Annotated in this window: 12 protein-coding genes, 3 tRNA genes, 2 rRNA genes, 1 other RNA gene and 1 other annotated feature; of the genes, 4 read left to right on the forward strand and 14 right to left on the reverse strand. The window is 41.5% G+C overall.

Going from position 1 to position 17,724, the window contains the following annotated elements; all coding sequences use genetic code 11:
* Window positions 1-99: 99 nt before the first annotated feature.
* The 4 genes from FI644_RS09630 to tadA form a co-directional block, all read right to left on the reverse strand.
* Window positions 100-420: a YbaB/EbfC family nucleoid-associated protein gene (locus FI644_RS09630; RefSeq protein ID WP_053478150.1), complete on the reverse strand. Its 321-nt coding sequence runs from the start codon at window positions 418-420 to the stop codon at window positions 100-102.
* Window positions 421-438: 18 nt separating this feature from the next.
* Window positions 439-2,133 carry a DNA polymerase III subunit gamma/tau gene (gene dnaX, locus FI644_RS09635; RefSeq protein ID WP_053478151.1) on the reverse strand — a complete coding sequence of 565 codons (1,695 nt, stop codon included), beginning with the start codon at window positions 2,131-2,133 and terminating at the stop codon, window positions 439-441.
* A gap of 121 nt (window positions 2,134-2,254) precedes the next feature.
* An RNA gene (gene ffs / locus FI644_RS09640) (signal recognition particle sRNA large type) lies at window positions 2,255-2,519 on the reverse strand.
* Between the two features lie 77 nt (window positions 2,520-2,596).
* Window positions 2,597-3,127 carry a tRNA adenosine(34) deaminase TadA gene (gene tadA, locus FI644_RS09645; protein WP_379999993.1) on the reverse strand — a complete coding sequence of 177 codons (531 nt, stop codon included), beginning with the start codon at window positions 3,125-3,127 and terminating at the stop codon, window positions 2,597-2,599.
* Between the two features lie 142 nt (window positions 3,128-3,269).
* Between tadA and FI644_RS09650 the strand changes: the two genes are divergently transcribed.
* The 3 genes from FI644_RS09650 to FI644_RS09660 all read left to right on the forward strand — a co-directional run bounded on the left by FI644_RS09650 (window position 3,270) and on the right by FI644_RS09660 (window position 6,067).
* Window positions 3,270-4,556 (forward strand): LysM peptidoglycan-binding domain-containing protein, encoded by a 1,287-nt coding sequence (locus FI644_RS09650; protein WP_142108249.1) that lies wholly within the window; start codon window positions 3,270-3,272, stop codon window positions 4,554-4,556.
* Between the two features lie 204 nt (window positions 4,557-4,760).
* A complete protein-coding gene (locus tag FI644_RS09655) occupies window positions 4,761-5,402 on the forward strand; it encodes a deoxynucleoside kinase (protein WP_056681951.1) in 642 nt (213 codons plus the stop codon).
* On the forward strand, window positions 5,399-6,067 hold the full coding sequence (locus tag FI644_RS09660) for a deoxynucleoside kinase (RefSeq protein ID WP_053478155.1): 669 nt from the start codon (window positions 5,399-5,401) through the stop codon (window positions 6,065-6,067). The genes FI644_RS09655 and FI644_RS09660 overlap by 4 nt, the downstream gene beginning before the upstream one ends.
* Before the next feature lie 115 nt (window positions 6,068-6,182).
* Here the strand turns inward: FI644_RS09660 and FI644_RS09665 are convergent.
* The 6 genes from FI644_RS09665 to guaB all read right to left on the reverse strand — a co-directional run bounded on the left by FI644_RS09665 (window position 6,183) and on the right by guaB (window position 12,927).
* Window positions 6,183-6,275: transfer RNA gene (locus tag FI644_RS09665), tRNA-Ser, on the reverse strand.
* Window positions 6,276-6,371: 96 nt separating this feature from the next.
* Window positions 6,372-7,652, reverse strand: a complete 1,281-nt coding sequence (gene serS, locus FI644_RS09670) for a serine--tRNA ligase (RefSeq protein ID WP_056681954.1) — start codon at window positions 7,650-7,652, stop codon at window positions 6,372-6,374.
* 98 nt (window positions 7,653-7,750) lie between these two features.
* Window positions 7,751-7,968, reverse strand: a binding site (T-box leader).
* A 69-nt stretch (window positions 7,969-8,037) separates the two neighbouring features.
* Complete coding sequence (gene pdxT, locus FI644_RS09675) at window positions 8,038-8,616, reverse strand: pyridoxal 5'-phosphate synthase glutaminase subunit PdxT (protein WP_142108250.1); 579 nt, start codon at window positions 8,614-8,616, stop codon at window positions 8,038-8,040.
* Window positions 8,617-8,630: 14 nt separating this feature from the next.
* A complete protein-coding gene (gene pdxS, locus FI644_RS09680) occupies window positions 8,631-9,512 on the reverse strand; it encodes a pyridoxal 5'-phosphate synthase lyase subunit PdxS (protein ID WP_142108251.1) in 882 nt (293 codons plus the stop codon).
* 161 nt (window positions 9,513-9,673) lie between these two features.
* A complete protein-coding gene (locus tag FI644_RS09685) occupies window positions 9,674-11,053 on the reverse strand; it encodes a serine hydrolase (RefSeq protein WP_181758185.1) in 1,380 nt (459 codons plus the stop codon).
* 410 nt (window positions 11,054-11,463) lie between these two features.
* Window positions 11,464-12,927, reverse strand: coding sequence for an IMP dehydrogenase (guaB, locus tag FI644_RS09690; RefSeq protein ID WP_142108253.1), 1,464 nt, complete (start codon window positions 12,925-12,927; stop codon window positions 11,464-11,466).
* Between the two features lie 115 nt (window positions 12,928-13,042).
* Here guaB and FI644_RS09695 point away from each other — a divergent pair, with 115 nt between their 5' ends.
* Window positions 13,043-14,008 carry a YaaC family protein gene (locus FI644_RS09695; RefSeq protein ID WP_142108254.1) on the forward strand — a complete coding sequence of 322 codons (966 nt, stop codon included), beginning with the start codon at window positions 13,043-13,045 and terminating at the stop codon, window positions 14,006-14,008.
* A gap of 79 nt (window positions 14,009-14,087) precedes the next feature.
* Here FI644_RS09695 and rrf read toward each other — a convergent pair.
* The 4 genes from rrf to FI644_RS09715 all read right to left on the reverse strand — a co-directional run bounded on the left by rrf (window position 14,088) and on the right by FI644_RS09715 (window position 17,621).
* Window positions 14,088-14,204 (reverse strand): 5S ribosomal RNA (gene rrf, locus FI644_RS09700).
* Window positions 14,205-14,271: 67 nt separating this feature from the next.
* Window positions 14,272-17,204: ribosomal RNA gene (locus FI644_RS09705) — 23S ribosomal RNA — on the reverse strand.
* Between the two features lie 255 nt (window positions 17,205-17,459).
* Window positions 17,460-17,535: transfer RNA gene (locus tag FI644_RS09710), tRNA-Ala, on the reverse strand.
* Window positions 17,536-17,544: 9 nt separating this feature from the next.
* A tRNA-Ile gene (locus FI644_RS09715) sits at window positions 17,545-17,621 on the reverse strand.
* Window positions 17,622-17,724 lie beyond the last annotated feature (103 nt).

Raw genomic sequence — 17,724 nt, forward strand, 5'->3', positions numbered from 1 at the left:
GGAGACACCATGAACGATAGCGAATAGATGTCGACTTATCGTAGGGAGCGGACCTAAAGTTTTGTAGGCGATAGGACGCTTGTGCTAGACAATTCAGTCTTAGAACATTCCTGGGAGATTCATCCCTTTAGTAAATTGACCCATTGTATTATTTGTTAATTCATCTGCCTTTTTCAAAGCATCATTAGTTGCAGCCAAAACAAGATCTTGAAGCATTTCAATATCTTCAGGGTCTACAACATCTTCCTTGATATTTACCTCAAGCACCTCTTTATGTCCGGAAACAACAACTGTAACCATTCCGCCTCCAGCTGTTCCTTCAATTCTTTCTTCACCTAGCTTTTCTTGAGCTTCTGCCATCTTTTTTTGCATTTTCTGCATTTGCTTCATCATATTTTGCATATTTCCCATTCCACGCATCGTCTTTTCCTCCAATAATTATTCTTTAATTTCTATTAAACCTTCTCCAAATAACTTCATAGCCTCTGAAATCAGAGGTTCTTCCTCCATCTGGTTTATACTACCATCAGATTCGCCATCGTGCTGTGTATGAAGGAAATCTTCCCTGATTTTTTGCCATTGTTCATCAGGGACCCCTGCAATGTGCATTCGCTTCCCTAATATCTCATGCATTATATTTGCTAATGTTTCTAAAAACTTTGCATTGTCCATCGCCATTTGGCAATGAATCTCATATTTAAATTTAATAATGAAGGCACTTTGAGATGCTGCTACAGGCTCCGCTTCATTCAATAAGGCTGCTTGTGATCGCATTTGATTATGAACAAGCCGATTGAGCATATCGCCCCACTGACTCTTGATAGCCTTCAAGTCATCTTTTGTCGCTTGCTTTAGTATTTCATTGATTTTACCAACGGGAACTTGAAATCCTTTTCTCGAGCTTCTTTGTGGTTTCTTTTGAACAACCGGTTGGGCTTCATCGTTCACAGTAAGCCCATTTCTTTTTAAATCGCTTATCTCTTGTTCAAGCTGGTTAATTCTATTCAGTAATGGTTGAATATCACCAGTTGGTGTTGCCTGTAATCCTCCTTCAAGCTGACAAAGTTTAACAATTGCAACTTCAAGGAAGATTCGTGGATGATTCGTCCACCGCATATCTTGTTGTGCCTTATTTAATACATCGATTAATTTATAAAGCTCTTCTGGTTTTACTTTTTCTGCAAGAGTCTGGAATTCATCATCAAGCATGACTCTTTCTAACGATTCTTCTAATCTTGGTGCAGCTTTAAAAAGCAGCATATCTCGATAATAAAGAATAAAATCCTCTATAAATCGGGCAGGATCTTTTCCATGAAAAAGCAGTTCCTCAAGATATTCCAAACCGGCTGCAGCATCCCTTTCAAGAACTGCATTTGCTAACTTATTAAGAAAACCTTGTGATACAGCACCTGTGACAGTTAAAGCATCTTCAACAGTTACCCGATCCTCGCTAAAGGAAATGGCTTGATCGAGTAGGCTTAATGCATCACGCATCCCGCCATCAGCCGCTCTAGCTACAATTTGAAGGGCTTGCCCATCACATTGAACACCAGTCTCCTCGACAATTAGCTGCATTCTGCCTACAATTGCCTGTGCCGTAATGCGTTTAAAGTCAAATCGCTGGCATCTAGAAATAATCGTAAGCGGGATCTTATGCGGCTCTGTAGTAGCCAAAATAAAAATGACATGCCTTGGAGGCTCTTCCAGTGTTTTTAACAGTGCGTTAAAGGCGCCAATGGAAAGCATATGTACTTCATCAACAATGTAGACCTTATATTTCACTGATGTCGGTGCATACTTCACCTTGTCGCGAATATCCCTTATTTCTTCTACACCATTGTTTGAAGCGGCATCGATTTCAATCACATCTGGAATCGAACCATCTGTAATTCCTTTACAAGATGCGCATTCATTGCACGGCTCATTCACCGGGGCCCTTTCACAGTTAACGGCTTTTGCTAAAATTTTCGCCGCACTTGTTTTTCCAGTTCCTCTTGGACCAGAAAATAAATAAGCATGCGATATTTTTTGCTGAAGCAGGGCGTTTTGCAATGTCTTCGTTACATGCTCCTGTCCAACAACATCTATAAAGCTTTGTGGCCGCCAAACGCGATATAAAGCCTGATAACTCATCGACACGCCCCCTTCCTGTGCACTCTCCAACCATTATAACGTATCCCTGTTCTTTTTTAAAAGGAAACAAATAAAAAACTCATCTCAAATGAGATGAGTTTCATTTATAATAGTTAAACTGCCGTGCACCTTCCGTCGACTGACGCCCATAAGCGTTACTTAAGCAGTTAGCTCGGCCCAGGCAACCCTGCGGCACATGAGAGTGTCCACTTAATGCTGCTTCCTTCCGGACCTGACATGGTTCATGGATTCCCATTGCGCAGGACCCAGGCGTCAACACCACTTACTTAAGGCAGGCCCTACAGGACATCAGCCTCGGGAAGGGATTCAGCCTCGCTAGAGCGGATTGCGAGTACAGGGCACCGCTACCTCCCCACCTAGCACGGCAAAGTTGAAACCATATTTAGGTGTCACCCGAGTGACACAATATAAGTATACTAATATCATTTGTAAAAATCAATGCCTAACCATTGTTAATTCCTTCATCTATCTCCAATTGCTTCTTTCGTTGTTTCTTTTCTTCTTTCTTACGCAAACGCAGTCCTTTAAAAAAAGCAGATAGAAGCTCGCCACATTCTTTTTCTAACACTCCAGATACGACTTCACTCTGATGATTAAACCGATCATCTTGAAGCAAATTCATAAATGTGCCTGCACATCCGCCTTTTGGATCCTTTGCACCATAAACTACCTTTTTTATTCGAGAAAGCATGATAGCTCCAGCACACATCGGGCAAGGTTCAAGTGTCACGTACAAAACGGCATCTTCTAGTCTCCATGTTCCAAGTGATTGACATGCTTGATCAATAGCCATCAGTTCTGCATGAGCAATCGAGCTTTGGTTATGTTCCCTTAAATTATGTGCACGTGCAATAATTTCCCCATTCAGCACAATAACTGAACCAATCGGAACTTCCATTATTTCTTGTGCTTTTTTAGCCTCTTTTATTGCTTCTATCATGTATGTTTCATTTTGGTCTACATTTTGCAGCATCCTTCTCATTCCTTTTGCTTATTCCTCTATAAATTATATCATTTCTTTTTTCTCTCATTCATAAAATGTTGTAATGACTATTTTCTGATCAGACCATTTATTCAATTGCTGCCCCATTCGGTTTAATCTAGGAGGGAATAACTTGCAAATTCATGTTGTTCAGCCAAACCAATCCTTATATGGGATTGCACAAGCCTATGGTTCGAGCGTTAGTGATATTGTAGAAGCCAATGAACTTCCGAATCCAAACAATCTTGTAATCGGTCAAACTCTTGTTATTCCAATTATTGGCCAATTTTACTGGGTCCAATCTGGTGATAGCTTATATTCAATTTCTAGAAAATTCGGCCTTTCTTTTCAACAGCTCGCTGCTGTTAACGGCATTTCTGTTAATCAGCCTCTTCAAATTGGGTTTCGGCTTTATATTCCTCCCCGCCCGAAAACAGAAGCAGAGTTCAATGCCTATGTAGAACCGAGAGGTACAACGGTTGCTCCTAATTTAGAAGCTAGTGCAAGAGAAGCTGCACCGCATTTAACATACTTAGCACCCTTCAGCTTCCAAGTGCTCCGTGATGGCTCACTGAAGGAACCACTTCTTAACAATTTCCCTGCTATTGCTCGTGCAAATAACAATGTATTAATGATGGTCATTACAAATCAGGAGAATGATCAATTCAATGCTGAACTTGGGCAAATTCTTTTAAACAATATGCCAATTCAAGAGCGATTTCTAAACAATATCGTAACTACAGCAAAGAAATACGGTTTTAGGGATATCCATTTTGACTTCGAGTTTCTGCGCCCAGAAGACAGGGAAGCGTATAATCAATTCCTTCGAAAAGCAAAAGCACGCTTCCAGCAAGAGGGGTGGCTGATTTCTACAGCTCTTGCACCTAAGACAAGAGCAGATCAGCCTGGAGAATGGTATGAAGCACATGATTACAGAGCACACGGAGAGATTGTCGACTTTGTTGTTATCATGACATATGAATGGGGGTATAGCGGGGGTCCAGCTATGGCTGTTTCTCCAATTGGACCAGTAAGAGATGTAATCGAGTATGCAATAAGTGAAATGCCTTCTACAAAAATTATGATGGGGCAAAATTTATACGGCTATAATTGGACACTGCCATTTGTGCAAGGTTCAATAGCTAGAGCAGTCAGTCCCCAGCAGGCAATTCAGATTGCAGCAAACAACAATGCAGCTATCCAATATGATTATACAGCCCAAGCACCATTTTTCCGCTATACAGACAGTGAAGGAAAGCAGCATGAAGTTTGGTTTGAAGATGCTAGGTCCATTCAAGCTAAATTTAATTTGGTGAAAGAACTCAACTTAAGAGGAATGAGCTATTGGAAGCTTGGTCTATCCTTTCCGCAAAACTGGCTCTTAATCACAGAAAATTTCAACGTGGTAAAGAGAGCTTAACAAAAATCACAATATTCTTCCCTACTAACAGCTGGCCATACGCACAGCTGTTTTTTTCATTGCCCTCACACATTGAAATTCCATATCCCTCCCACCTAATAGTGTGATAAAATATCTTTTGTGTCATTAATGAACGATAGAGTCCTAACGGATACAATTTTATTAGATAGAAAAGTAAAAAGCGAAAGAGTAGGAGGGCAATCTATGGGGGGAACACCTTTTATTACTGTAGAGGGGCCAATAGGTGTCGGAAAAACATCTCTTGCCAAAGAGATAGCCGAACAGTTTCAATTTGCATTATTAAAAGAAATTGTTGATGAGAATCCATTTTTAGGGAAATTTTATGAGGACATTGAAGAATGGAGTTTTCAAACAGAAATGTTTTTCCTTTGCAACCGATATAAACAGCTAGGTGATATAAACAATCACTTTTTAAATAAAAATAAATCTGTTGTTGCAGATTATCATATATTGAAAAATTTAATATTTGCTGGTCGTTCACTAAATACAGTCGAATACCAGAAATATTTAAAAATCTATGAAATATTAACAAGCGATATGCCTAAGCCAAATGTGGTCATATATTTGCATGCCAGCCTTGAAACACTCTTAACCCGCATTAAGCTTAGAGGACGAGAGATTGAAAAAAATATTAGCCCTTTATATTTAGAGCAATTATCCATTGACTATGATAATGCTATAAATGACTTTGAAGCAAAACACCCGGACATTCCAGTACTGCGATTCAATGGCGATCATCTGAATTTTGTAAAAAATAAAAATGACTTATCTTATATACTTGATACGCTATCCACATTATTGAAAAAGAGGAGCATTCAATCATGAATTTAAGAAATAAATATGAGATCCCGGCAAACTCAGTGATTACCATTGCTGGAACAGTTGGGGTCGGGAAATCTACCATGACAAATGCACTTGCCAAAGCCCTTAACTTTCGCACATCGTTTGAAAAGGTTGATACAAATCCTTACTTAGATAAATTTTACGCTGACTTTGACCGTTGGAGCTTCCATTTGCAAATTTACTTCCTTGCAGAGCGCTTTAAAGAACAGAAACGTATCTTTGAATACGGAGGAGGCTTTATTCAAGACCGATCCATCTATGAAGATACAGGCATTTTTGCTAAGATGCATTTTGAAAAAGGGACCATGTCAAAAACTGATTACGAAACATATACAAGCCTTTTCGACGCAATGGTTATGACGCCTTATTTTCCACATCCGGATCTCCTTATCTATCTTGAAGGTTCTTTGGACGATATCCTTTCTCGGATTCAAGAAAGAGGCCGTCCTATGGAACAGCAGACACCGATTGCCTATTGGGAAGAAATGCATCAGCGCTATGAAAACTGGATTAATACATTTAATGCATGCCCTGTACTAAGGCTTAATATTAATGATTATGATATTATCAATCATGAAGATTCAGTTGAACCCGTTGTCGAACGGATCTCAGACTTTTTACGGCAAACACAATTATTAAAAAAATAGTCGCCACTACTGGCGACTATTTGCTTTATTAAGCATAAAAAAGAATAAAAAAACCGTTACAGCTCTTGTAACGATTTTATCTCCAATTTATGCGCATGTTAGATGTCAATTTAAATGGAGGAGGAAAGGGGATTCGAACCCCTGCGCGGTTTGACCCGCCTGTCGGTTTTCAAGACCGATCCCTTCAGCCGGACTTGGGTATTCCTCCGTATCGACAAGAAATACTATATCATTAAATTAATACGAAGTCAACGTTATTTTTAATATATTTTCTGAGCGGGTTTGACCCGCTCAGAACTGATACTTACTCCGGTTTAATAACATCCCTGTTTCCCATATATGGACGTAATACTTCTGGAATAATTACACTTCCATCTGCCTGCTGATAATTTTCTAAAATAGCGGCAACCGTACGGCCGATCGCAAGGCCAGACCCATTCAATGTATGGACAGCTTCAGGCTTGCCCTTCGGCTCGCGGCGGAATCGAATATTCGCACGCCTTGCTTGGAATGCCTCAAAATTACTGCAAGAAGAAATCTCCCTATATGTGCCATAGCTTGGGATCCAAACCTCAATATCATACTTCTTAGCGGCAGTAAAGCCAAGATCACCTGTACACATGCGGAGCACACGATACGGAAGACCCAATAGCTGTAAAACCTTTTCGGCATTCTTGGTTAGCTTTTCCAATTCATCATAAGAATCTTCAGGTTTTACAAATTTCACAAGTTCTACTTTATTAAATTGATGCTGACGAATGAGCCCTCTCGTATCACGTCCAGCAGATCCTGCTTCAGAACGGAAACATGCACTAAATGCTGCATAATTAATAGGCAGATCCTCAGCACTTAAGATTTCATCCCGATGCATATTTGTAACTGGTACTTCGGCAGTTGGAATTAAGAAGTAGTCTTCATTTTCAATCAGGAATGCATCCTCTTCAAATTTTGGAAGCTGCCCTGTACCTGTCATACTTGCACGATTCACTAAGTATGGCGGCAAGACCTCCTTATATCCATGTTCTTCTGTATGAAGATCGAGCATGAAGTTGAACAATGCACGTTCCAATCGCGCCCCAAGCCCTTTGTAGAATACAAAGCGGCTTCCCGTTACTTTCCCTGCACGTTCAAAATCAAGAATTCCTAAATCATCGGCAACATCCCAATGTGGCTTTGGATCAAAATCAAACTCGCGAATTTCTCCCCATGTCCAAGCTTCCTCATTATCATCTTCAGTCTCCCCAACTGGTACACTTTCATGCGGAATATTTGGGATGCTTAGCATTAAATGCTCTAATACCTCTTCTACTTCCCTTAATTCATCGTCAAGCTTTTTTATTTCATCGCCTACTTCTCTCATCTCCGTGATTAAATGATCTGCATCCTGCTTCTCACGCTTTAAGACCGCCACTTGCTGTGAAACCTCATTTCTTTTACTCTTCAGCTGTTCTGCTTCTACAATTAATTCACGGCGTCTTCCATCAAGCTCTTCGAATTTTCCTAAATCCCCAAGATCCTCTCCACGGTGCTCTAGCTTCTTTTTCACTTCTTCAAAATTTGCTCTTAAATACTTAATGTCTAACATAAATAATTCCTCCTTTTTAAATAAAAAATCATCATGCCATTTTCGATAAAAACCCTAATTTAATTATCCGCAGCAACACAAAAAACTCCCGTCCCCAAAAAAGGGACGAGAGTTACCCGCGTTGCCACCCTAGTTGAAAGCATAAGCTTTCCACCTTAAAATAATAACGGTTTTAACCGAAAGTAATTACTAACCTAAAGCGGCTTTCCATACTTTACTCGAGGATGGATTCACAAGCAGCATTCACCGATTTCCACCAGCCATCGGCTCTCTAAAGAATGAATAACCTGTTACTATTTCCTCTCATTGCTTTGAACTATTAGAATTTAAGTAATTCATAATTTACTACAATTATAAACGATTTGCAACCATATTATTCAAATATTTACTTTTTTGCTTCTTTAACCATGTTAATAAAATAACCAGTTAAACGGTGATCATCCGTTAATTCGGGATGAAATGAACAGCCAAGAATATTTCCTTCACGGGCAGCCACAATACGCTCCTTATGCTTAGCTAGGATCTCCACATTTCCTCCAGCTTGTACAATATGCGGTGCGCGGATAAAGACGGCTTGAAAATCTTCTGCAACACCCGCAATATCTAAATCAGCTTCAAAGCTTTCTTTCTGACGTCCAAATGAATTTCTTTCGACCTTCACATCCATAACACCAATATGCGGTTCATCGTAACCGACAATATTTTTTGCTAATAAAATCAAGCCTGCACAAGTCCCAAACATTGGCTTGCCTAACTCAGCAAATTCTTTCAGACTCCTCATAAAGTCATATTTATCAATCAATTTACGCATTGTGGTGCTTTCTCCACCAGGGAGAATTAGACCGTCTATTTCATCCATTTGTTCTTTACGTTTAATGACAATAGCTTCTGCACCGCATGCCTCGATAGATATTACATGTTCCCTTACGGCACCTTGAAGGCCAAGAACTCCAATTTTAATCATTCAGTATTCTCTCCTTACCAGCCGCGCTCCTGCATACGAGCTTCCGGAGCTAATGATGAAATTTCAATCCCTTTCATTGGAGCCCCAAGCTCTTTTGAAAGCTCTGCAATCAATTTATAGTCTTGATAATGGGTAGTTGCTTCAACAATTGCTCGAGCAAATTTAGCTGGATTTTCTGATTTAAAAATACCTGACCCTACAAAGACTCCGTCTGCACCAAGCTGCATCATAAGAGCAGCATCAGCAGGGGTTGCTACGCCGCCTGCAGCAAAGTTAACGACTGGTAGACGCCCAAGGTTCTTAATTTCAAGAAGAAGCTCGTACGGTGCTCCTAGCAGCTTAGCTTCTGTCATAAGCTCATCTTCATTCATTCCTACAACCTTACGAACTTGTGCATTTACCTTACGAATATGGCGGACGGCTTCTACAATATTTCCAGTTCCTGGTTCACCTTTTGTACGAAGCATAGCTGCACCTTCACCGATACGGCGTGCAGCCTCACCTAGATCACGGCATCCACAAACAAAAGGAACAGTATATTCTCTTTTATTTAAATGGTACTCCTCATCTGCTGGAGTTAATACTTCACTTTCATCTATGTAATCTACACCCATAGCCTCAAGTACTCGCGCTTCTACAATGTGACCAATACGTGCCTTAGCCATAACTGGAATTGTGACTGCATTCATAACTTCCTCGACAATGCGAGGATCAGCCATTCTCGCTACGCCGCCTGCTGCACGAATATCTGATGGAACTCTTTCCAATGCCATTACTGCAACCGCACCAGCTTCTTCAGCAATTTTCGCTTGCTCGGCATTAACGACATCCATGATGACGCCGCCTTTTTGCATTTCTGCCATTCCTCTTTTTACTCGATCTGTTCCTGTCTTCATTGTGCTCCCCCTTTGTCTTATACCATCAGCCATGGATGGGTGATTCAATAAAAAAATGCGGGCAAGGAAAATATTTCATTAAATCAATCGGAATAATTACCTTTCCCTAATGAAAATAAACAACAAAAAGGGTTTCCTGTCAAGACAGGAAACCCTTTTTTTTAAAACCAGCCTTTTACTGTTGAAGAAATACTGCCCCAGACATTTCCGAAGAAGCTGCCTATTCCGCGCATCATCAGCACAAACCAGTTCGCTTTTTCAACATCATCAGCAGCGACAACATCGACTTGAATATTTTTTTGTCCATCTTCAGTTAAAAAGTTTAATGCTTGTCCATCTTCTGCTTTTATTGTTAATGTACCAATCTTTTCTCCCTTTTTGATTGGTGCTGTCAACTCACCTTTATCGTTTAGCTTCTTTTTATCTAAAACGAGCTTAGGCTTATAATTTTCTTTTTCTCCATTCTTCACAACCATTGTAATCGGTTCTTTTGTTTGAATCTTTACCTTATCCTCTTTCCCTTTAGTTACAGGTAACGTTTTTTTCCCTTTTACCTGATAATTTTCAGGATATAATTCTTCTTTACTATAGTTGCCAAAAGCATAATCAAACATTTTTCTTGTTTCATCAAAACGAACCTTTTTATTTGTGTGATTTCCCTTTTCATCTTTGGCATTCATGATCACGGTAATGTAGCGCGTACCATTTCTCTCCGCAGTGCCCGTGAAGCATAGCCCTGCAAAGTCAGTCGTTCCAGTCTTCAAACCATCTACACCCTCATAGCCATAAATAAGAGATGGAAGCATCCAATTCCAATTTTCCATTTGAATCATGTCATCCGTACCTTCACGGAATTTCATTTTTGGTGTGCTTGCAGTTTCAAGAACCTCTGGAAAATCACTAATCAAACGTGAAGCTAGCTTTGCTGTCGCTCTAGGAGACATAACGTTTTCATCTTCAAGATTTCCAGTATGGTGAAAACCTTTTAAATCTGAGTTGTTTAATCCTGTAGAGTTAACAAATTTATAATCCTGCAATCCTAACTGTTCTGCCTTTTTATTCATCATTTTAACGAAATTGGCTTCTGAACCAGCGATTGTCTCAGCAATCGCAATCGTTGCCCCATTTGCTGAATAAATTGTCATTGCTTGATATAATTCACGAATACTATATTTTCCATCTCTTCGTAATGGAACATTCGATAAACGCGGGTAATCTTGAGATACTTTATAAACGTATTCATTTACTGCGTATTCCTGATCCCACTTTACTCGTCCTTCTTTAATCGCTTCAAGCAGCAAATACTCAGTCATCATTTTTGTCATACTAGCAATGCCGAGTACTTGATCGGGATTTTTAGCATACAGCACTCTTCCTGTTTCTGCCTCTACTAAAATAGCACCATCTGCATTTATATTTAATATATCCTCTGCATGCGCTCTATTTAAACTCGGGAAAATTCCTAATACCATTATTAACACAAGGAAACTAGCAACATATTTACGATATTGTTTTATTTTCAATATAAAGCCCTCCAACATATTAGTACACTTTTGTTATTTTAACATAACTCACCCATAAAAAATAGGCAGATGAATTACCTATTTAGAAAAGCGGATGTGTCACGCATAGAGGCGTATGGACTGGAGGGTTCTAATCCAGTTGCGGCTCCTAGCTCGAGGCCATAAGATGGACTGCCTGTGGCAAAACATGCCACGCAGCAGTCCATCTTATGCTTATTGTGGCTAAACAGTCACCTCACTATTTGATGGTAAAAAAAACACAAAGAGCACGAATGTTCCATGTTTCTTAGTGTAGTGAAGAGTACTAGACGCTGAGCGCTCATACTCGTGCAATGCTATCAAGGCGTTCCTTGTAGAGCTAGATAGTTTCTTTTTTTTAATTACAAATAAAAAAGCAGAGAAGAAATTTCTCCCCTGCTTTCATATGATTACATTGAATAATTGGGTGCTTCTTTCGTAATTTGCACATCATGCGGGTGACTTTCTCTTAATCCTGCACCAGTCATTTTTACAAATTGAGCATTTTCCCTTAAATCTGTTAAGTCCTTTGTACCACAATATCCCATTCCTGAACGCAATCCGCCAACAAGTTGATAGATCGTGTCTGAAAGAGGGCCTTTGTAAGGCAGGCGGCCTTCAATTCCTTCTGGAACAAATTTCTTATTATCCTCTTGGAAGTAACGATCCTTAGAACCTTTTTCCATGGATGCAACAGATCCCATTCCACGATATACCTTAAAACGACGGCCTTGGAAGATTTCCGTTTCTCCAGGACTTTCTGATACACCAGCTAGTAAGCTTCCTAGCATTACCGCGTGTCCGCCTGCAGCAAGTGCCTTAACTACATCACCTGAGTACTTAATTCCGCCATCAGCAATAATTGTTTTTCCATGCTTCTTCGCTTCTGTTGCACAGTCATAAACAGCCGTTATCTGTGGAACACCTACACCTGCAACTACGCGTGTTGTACAAATGGAACCAGGACCAATTCCCACCTTTACAATATCAGCTCCTGCTTCAATCAAATCCTTTGTCCCTTCGGCAGTAGCGACATTCCCAGCGATAATAGCCAAATCAGGGTAGGTGCTGCGGATTTCACGAACTGTATCTAAAACACCTTTTGAGTGTCCATGAGCAGTATCAAGTACAATCACATCAACTTGAGATTTAACAAGCATCTCAACTCTTTTCATTGTATCCTTCGTAACACCAACAGCAGCTCCCACTAATAGACGCCCATGTTGATCTTTTGCAGAGTTAGGAAACTCAATGACTTTTTCTATATCTTTAATGGTAATTAACCCTTTTAGAATGCCATTATTATCTACTAAAGGTAGCTTTTCAATTTTATACTTTTGAAGAATTTTTTCAGCTTCAGCTAATGTTGTACCAACAGGAGCTGTAACTAAATTCTCTTTTGTCATTACATCTGAAATAATGATTGAGAAATCAGAGATAAAACGAAGATCACGATTTGTTAAGATACCAACAAGCTTTTGCTCTTCTTGATTGTTAACAATCGGAACACCGGAGATGCGGTATTTCCCCATCAAATGTTCTGCATCGAAAACTTGTTGTTCTGGGGTGAGGAAAAATGGGTCTGAGATAACGCCGCTTTCTGAACGTTTAACTTTATCTACCTGCTCAGCTTGCTGTTCAATGGACATATTTTTATGAATAATGCCAAGTCCGCCTTGACGAGCCATTGCAATTGCCATATCCGCTTCAGTAACTGTATCCATTCCTGCACTAATAATCGGGATGTTAAGCTTTACATTTTCCGTTAATTGGACACTTAAATTCACATCTCTTGGAAGAACCTCTGATTTGGAAGGAACAAGCAATACATCATCAAATGTTAAACCTTCTTTTACAAATTTACTTTCCCACATCTTTTTTACCCCCTAGACTCGAAAATATTATTAGTAGGTTATCAATTGGACAAAATACTGTCAAGATAACTTTAATATGTTAGACTTTTCTAATAATTACGGAGGGATATTTTTTATGTCTACATACACAAATTGGAACTCATTTCTTCCCTTTTTTTCGGCAAGCGCTACTCAAGACTATTTAAAGAACTGTTATCAGCAACGAAATCTTGAGAGGGCCGAAATTAATAGTTATGAAAAAAGCTATCCCTTTATATATTATCTTGAACATGGACAAATATATTACAAACAAGCAGAATTAGCCCCATTAATCATACAGCCAATCCTTCTTTTTTATGGATTTGTTCATTTAATCAAAGCATGTATATTAACAATTGATCCTAACTATCCTGAAACAACATCGGTTTTGGCACACGGTGTTTCCACAAGAAAAAAAAAGAAACAACAATACCACTTTTTTCAGGATGAAGTAAAGATTCAAAAAAGCGGGCTTTTTCCATACATGGCTGAGAAAATGTTTCACATGAAACAGTTAGAAGGGGAAAAAGCGACAATGGAAGAATTACTTATGCAAATACCTGAACTAAATTCATTCTTTTCTAGACTCGAAGGGAAAAATACTTTTTTACAAATAAATAAACAAAAAGATCTATTATCAATATCGAAATGTATTTTAGATGAATACCACATGACTGAATCTCGCTTTATTGAATACTGGAAAACAAAATCAATTTCAGAAATTATATTCGAGGATTCTAACGAAGATTTTATTAACTTTAAATATCCTCAATTACATATTGACAAAATTCTCCCTTTAAAATTTTCTTTAGAAGATAATCAACTTGCTTTTCCATTAAGACAAAGCGCATTAAACAACTTTCCTGAATTATTAATCCATTATTTACTATTATATAATTTAAGTATGATTGCACGCTATGAAACAGAATGGTGGAGTGAGACAATAAAAATAATGCCAAATCTTGATTATCCGTTTATTCTATCCTTTCTTAATATGACATCTAGGAAAGGTCCTTTCTTGATTTATCAATTTTTAATGAAAGAAAGACAACTATTGTATTAGCCTATTGAGTTTATACATGGATAGTCCTAGCTCTCGTAAATAACACAAAAAGAGCACCTTTACAGGTGCTCTTTCATTTGCCTAGCGACGTCCTACTCTCACAAGGGGACAGCCCCTAACTACCATTGGCGCTGAGAAGCTTAACTTCCGTGTTCGGGATGGGAACGGGTGTGGCCTTCTCGCCATCGTCACTAGACCTATATAAGATGAGGTTTGTTCCCTCAAAACTAGATAATGCTAAAGAAGAAGTTGAGTAATCATTTATGGTTAAGTCCTCGACCGATTAGTATTTGTCAGCTCCACGTGTCACCACGCTTCCACCTCAAACCTATCAACCTGATCATCTTTCAGGGGTCTTACTAGCTTGACGCTATGGGAAATCTCATCTCGAGGGGGGCTTCATGCTTAGATGCTTTCAGCACTTATCCCTTCCGCACATAGCTACCCAGCGATGCTCTTGGCAGAACAACTGGTACACCAGCGGTGCGTCCATCCCGGTCCTCTCGTACTAAGGACAGCTCCTCTCAAATTTCCTGCGCCCACGACGGATAGGGACCGAACTGTCTCACGACGTTCTGAACCCAGCTCGCGTACCGCTTTAATGGGCGAACAGCCCAACCCTTGGGACCGACTACAGCCCCAGGATGCGATGAGCCGACATCGAGGTGCCAAACCTCCCCGTCGATGTGGACTCTTGGGGGAGATAAGCCTGTTATCCCCGGGGTAGCTTTTATCCGTTGAGCGATGGCCCTTCCATGCGGAACCACCGGATCACTAAGCCCGACTTTCGTCCCTGCTCGACTTGTAGGTCTCGCAGTCAAGCTCCCTTATGCCTTTACACTCTTCGAATGATTTCCAACCATTCTGAGGGAACCTTTGGGCGCCTCCGTTACTTTTTAGGAGGCGACCGCCCCAGTCAAACTGCCCACCTGACACTGTCTCCTGCCCCGATCAGGGGCATGGGTTAGAATTTCAATACAGCCAGGGTAGTATCCCACCGATGCCTCCACCGAAGCTGGCGCTCCGGCTTCCAAGGCTCCTACCTATCCTGTACAAGCTGTACCGAAATTCAATATCAGGCTACAGTAAAGCTCCACGGGGTCTTTCCGTCCTGTCGCGGGTAACCTGCATCTTCACAGGTACTATAATTTCACCGAGTCTCTCGTTGAGACAGTGCCCAGATCGTTACGCCTTTCGTGCGGGTCGGAACTTACCCGACAAGGAATTTCGCTACCTTAGGACCGTTATAGTTACGGCCGCCGTTTACTGGGGCTTCAATTCAGAGCTTCGCGTAAGCTAACCCCTCCTCTTAACCTTCCAGCACCGGGCAGGCGTCAGCCCCTATACTTCGCCTTGCGGCTTCGCAGAGACCTGTGTTTTTGCTAAACAGTCGCCTGGGCCTATTCACTGCGGCTTTTCAGGGCTATTCACCCTAAAAAGCACCCCTTCTCCCGAAGTTACGGGGTCATTTTGCCGAGTTCCTTAACGAGAGTTCTCTCGCTCACCTTAGGATTCTCTCCTCGCCTACCTGTGTCGGTTTGCGGTACGGGCACCTTATCCTCGCTAGAGGCTTTTCTTGGCAGTGTGGAATCAGGAACTTCGGTACTATATTTCCCTCGCTGTCACAGCTCAGCCTTCACGCAAACGGGATTTTCCTCGCTTGCAGCCTAACTGCTTAGACGCACATATCCAGCAGTGCGCTTACCCTATCCTCCTGCGTCCCCCCATTGCTCAAACGGAGTTTGGTGGTACAGGAATATCAACCTGTTGTCCATCGCCTACGCTTTTCAGCCTCGGCTTAGGTCCCGACTAACCCTGAGCGGACGAGCCTTCCTCAGGAAACCTTAGGCATTCGGTGGATGGGATTCTCACCCATCTTTCGCTACTCATACCGGCATTCTCACTTCTAAGCGCTCCACCAGTCCTTGCGGTCTAGCTTCAACGCCCTTAGAACGCTCTCCTACCACGGACATCGTAGATGTCCATCCACAGCTTCGGTGATACGTTTAGCCCCGGTACATTTTCGGCGCAGAGTCACTCGACCAGTGAGCTATTACGCACTCTTTAAATGGTGGCTGCTTCTAAGCCAACATCCTGGTTGTCTAAGCAACTCCACATCCTTTTCCACTTAACGTATACTTTGGGACCTTAGCTGGTGGTCTGGGCTGTTTCCCTCTTGACTACGGATCTTATCACTCGCAGTCTGACTCCCATGGATAAGTCTTTGGCATTCGGAGTTTGTCTGAATTCGGTAACCCGATGGGGGCCCCTAGTCCAAACAGTGCTCTACCTCCAAGACTCTTTCTACATGAGGCTAGCCCTAAAGCTATTTCGGAGAGAACCAGCTATCTCCAAGTTCGATTGGAATTTCTCCGCTACCCACACCTCATCCCCGCACTTTTCAACGTGCGTGGGTTCGGTCCTCCATTCAGTGTTACCTGAACTTCAACCTGGACATGGGTAGATCACCTGGTTTCGGGTCTACGACCACATACTCATTCGCCCTATTCAGACTCGCTTTCGCTGCGGCTCCGTCTATTCAACTTAACCTTGCATGTAATCGTAACTCGCCGGTTCATTCTACAAAAGGCACGCTATCACCCATTAACGGGCTCTAACTACTTGTAGGCACACGGTTTCAGGATCTCTTTCACTCCCCTTCCGGGGTGCTTTTCACCTTTCCCTCACGGTACTGGTTCACTATCGGTCACTAGGGAGTATTTAGCCTTGGGAGATGGTCCTCCCTGCTTCCGACGGGATTTCTCGTGTCCCGCCGTACTCAGGATCCACTCTGGAGGGAACGAAGTTTCAACTACAGGGCTTTTACCTTCTCTGGCCGGCCTTTCCAGACCTGTTCATTTACCTCGTTCCTTTGTAACTCCGTGTAGAGTGTCCTACAACCCCAAGAGGCAAGCCTCTTGGTTTGGGCTAATCCCGTTTCGCTCGCCGCTACTCAGGGAATCGCGTTTGCTTTCTCTTCCTCCGGGTACTTAGATGTTTCAGTTCCCCGGGTCTGCCTTCAATACCCTATGTATTCAGGTAAAGATTCTATCCCATTACGGATAGAGGGTTCCCCCATTCGGAAATCTCCGGATCAAAGCTTACTTACAGCTCCCCGAAGCATATCGGTGTTAGTCCCGTCCTTCATCGGCTCCTAGTACCTAGGCATTCACCGTGCGCCCTTTCTAACTTAACCTACTTCGGTCAATGATCAACTGCGCATCTCGGCGTCAGCTCTCTCGCTGTGCTCCTCACGTACTGAGTACGTTCCGGTGCTCGCTCGGTCGCTTCCTTGATCTGCTTGTTGCTCATTGCCCTCATGGTTTACACTCTTATTTTGTTTCTAAAACATTATAAGAGAAAAAACTAAGATGGCGATTACTCGGTTATCTTCTTTAATTGCATTATCTAGTTTTCAAGGAACAAAAAATAACGAACGGATTCGTTATGTTGGTGGAGCCTAGCGGGATCGAACCGCTGACCTCCTGCGTGCAAGGCAGGCGCTCTCCCAGCTGAGCTAAGGCCCCGTTATGAAATGGTGGGCCTAAATGGACTCGAACCATCGACCTCACGCTTATCAGGCGTGCGCTCTAACCAGCTGAGCTATAGGCCCATATAACGGAATTCGGTAAATGATAAGCGATGATTATTCGGTCACTATCTTGACCTGTTTGCTTCTCATTTCCCTCATTTTGATATTAAGTTAATAAAGAGAT

The sequence above is a fragment of the Cytobacillus solani genome, from assembly GCF_006704205.1.
Classification (GTDB): domain Bacteria; phylum Bacillota; class Bacilli; order Bacillales; family Cytobacillaceae; genus Cytobacillus; species Cytobacillus solani.